Consider the following 2,651-nt stretch of genomic DNA (forward strand, 5'->3'; position numbering starts at 1 on the left):
TAGCTGAGAGTACTTCTTTTAGGGAGGTTGTGAATTCCAAGATGATGAAGAATGGAACGATGAGCAAAGAACATAGCACAGAGGTCACGGATAGATTGGACGCGAGTGATAACAGCGATTAACATAGTGAGGAGATGGTCTTTAGATTTGAACTTTTTGGAATGCTTATCTGATGCGGATTTTAGGATGATAGGTTCTATATTGGCTTGTTTAACAAGGGCAGCCAGCTGTCCAAAAACAGGAAAGGGGGAAAAGAATTTTTGATTAATTTTGTGGGGCTGATGGGTGTTTTTCATAGACAAGTAATTTGGAGTTAAAAACATCAGCAAAAAAACAAAAAAGGGCAGAATTTTCTGCCCTTTTTGTTTTTAATTTTGTGTATCCTTTTTAAGAATTATTTTGGACAATAGTGTCAAAAAATAAAAAAGTTATTTTTTTCATAATTTTTAGATAAAACTATTCATAAAACAGTTTTTTTGCAATTGTTTTATTATTAAATTGAACTGTAACAATGATCCATTGTTGATTAACATTCAGATGACGAATATAGTACCTGTCTTGCAGATTGGCTTTTTCAAATTTGATTATTCTACCCATTAAATCAGTTATTTGAATATAGGCATCTGTTACATTATTACCATCTATCAACCAGCCATGCTCATCTTTAGAAATCATAACATTGGGTTCATTATTGGTATCTGCAGGTGTTAATAATTTTGATGTTTGCATAGGAGTTCCATCAGGAGCATAACCAAATGGAGAAGGAGAATCTGGTCCGGGAATTATCAAAACAGGCACTTGAAACATAGAGGTATCATTGCAGGTATTATATGCTGTTAATTGAAGAATATATTCTCCTTCTGTTGATGGCATAAATGAAAATGTGTTGGTAGAAGCAGAATATCCATCGCCAATCAACTCCCACAAAATACTCGCAGAATTGGTAGATTGATTGACCGCCACAATAGGTTGTGAGAAATCTAATTTCAATGTGTCGTTGGATATTAAATTGAAATAGCTTTGTGGTAAAATGGTATTGGTAGGAGCAACAGAAAAATTAATTACATTAGATGCACAGGTAGAAGGACTTGCCACTTCAACAAAATAACTTCCTCCATTTAAACCTGTAAAAGTATAGGTATTTGTAGAAATAGTATTAGTAGTCAAAACACTACCGTTAGGGTCTTTCAAATATAAAAAGTAAGGATAAGAAGAGCCGGTGATATTTATCAATGCATTTCCGCTTGCATCATTAGAACAAGTGGGTTGTTGTAACACACTCACGCTGGCATTAACCGTGTTATTTGTAATAGTCAAAATAAATCTTGACACTGAAGTAGTGTCTGATAAATTGAATGTATAAGAACCCGATGATAAATTGTGTGTAGTGCCTGTAAACTTATCGTACAAAGATAAACAAGCCCCATTTGAAAAATTGTTTATGTTAAGGGGCATGATAGTGTAATTACCAGAAACTCCGGTTATTGCTTTTACTTCTATAGAATAGGTACCATTAACAGGAGGAAAAGTATTTATTTTGTATTCCATTCCATTGCTCACAGTCATCAATTGAGGGGCAGGAAAATCGCTCCCTACTTGAACAGCATCATAAAGATCATCAAAATTGGTAGTAGCATTAGGATGCAGAGCAACGGCTGTATATACATCGTAATTATTGGGTCCTTTCATTTCAAGAATCATCATGGTTGGAGGATAATCGTTATAGGCTAGTGTATTGTTATTAACCTGCATAGTTCTAAGCAAATTATTTTGGCTATTGGTAGTTGTTTTCCAGTTTTCAGATGGTGTAAGTGTTACAGGATTTATTGCACGGACAAAAAATCCTTGACCTGCCGGAATATTATCATCTATTCCACCACTGCTTACAGGAGGTACAGAGCCTACACCTTGTGTATAAATAGCATAGTCGCCGTTTCCTCCATTTAAATCCGGGTTCCAAGCATAAATTGTTTTATCAATGTTTACAGATTGAGAGCCCATAGCATTTAAGATTCGGGCAAAACTTACAGGAGAAGGATATGGGTTAGCAATCAGGTTCCATCCATTTTGTATTCCGGAAGGGCCTGTTCTTGTAAGTGGAATATTTCCAAAATTTTTTTTCACGATTTGTCCTGTAGCATCTATGATGATATTTGAAGTAGTATAGGTAGAATTTCCAAGATAGACCCAGTAACCTCTGCCTACAGTAATTGCATTATTAATATTTGACATGGGCACATAATGAGCTGCTGCAGAGTAATTATTAGTAGCACAAGATTCACAGTATTGATAAATTGAAGTAAAGGTGCTGGATAATGGACAAGTTGGACAAGTAATCGGAAAATTATCTGACCAAGCGGTGAACGATTGGGATTGAATACCAGAAATACCCAATAAGGTCCATCCGGTACTTCCTCCTTTGGCAAATACTTCAAAAGTAATGTTTCCAGTGATATCTGCATTAGTACCAATTGGTGCTATTCTGCCTTTTTGTATATTATCAGCTTTTATGGTTACATTATTTCCACAAGCTATGGTGCCCGTTGTAGCAGTGAGTTCCCCCCATATTCTCAATGGATTACCTATTGTTAGGGTTCTGTTCGCCCGGTTCATAGTTAAATTAGCAAGGGAAGAGGTAGTAAGCGTTGCAG

Annotated in this window: 2 protein-coding genes; both read right to left on the reverse strand. The window is 35.8% G+C overall.

Translation table 11 applies throughout. The features are described from left to right. Positions 1–296: DUF4372 domain-containing protein (locus N3F66_14885; GenBank protein ID MCX8125432.1), on the reverse strand; the 296-nt coding region annotated here is incomplete at its 3' end. Between the two features lie 160 nt (positions 297–456). After that, on the reverse strand, positions 457–2,651 hold a 2,195-nt coding region (locus tag N3F66_14890), incomplete at its 5' end, for a hypothetical protein (protein MCX8125433.1).

Source organism: Spirochaetota bacterium, assembly GCA_026414805.1.
Lineage (GTDB): Bacteria > Spirochaetota > UBA4802 > UBA4802 > UB4802 > UBA4802.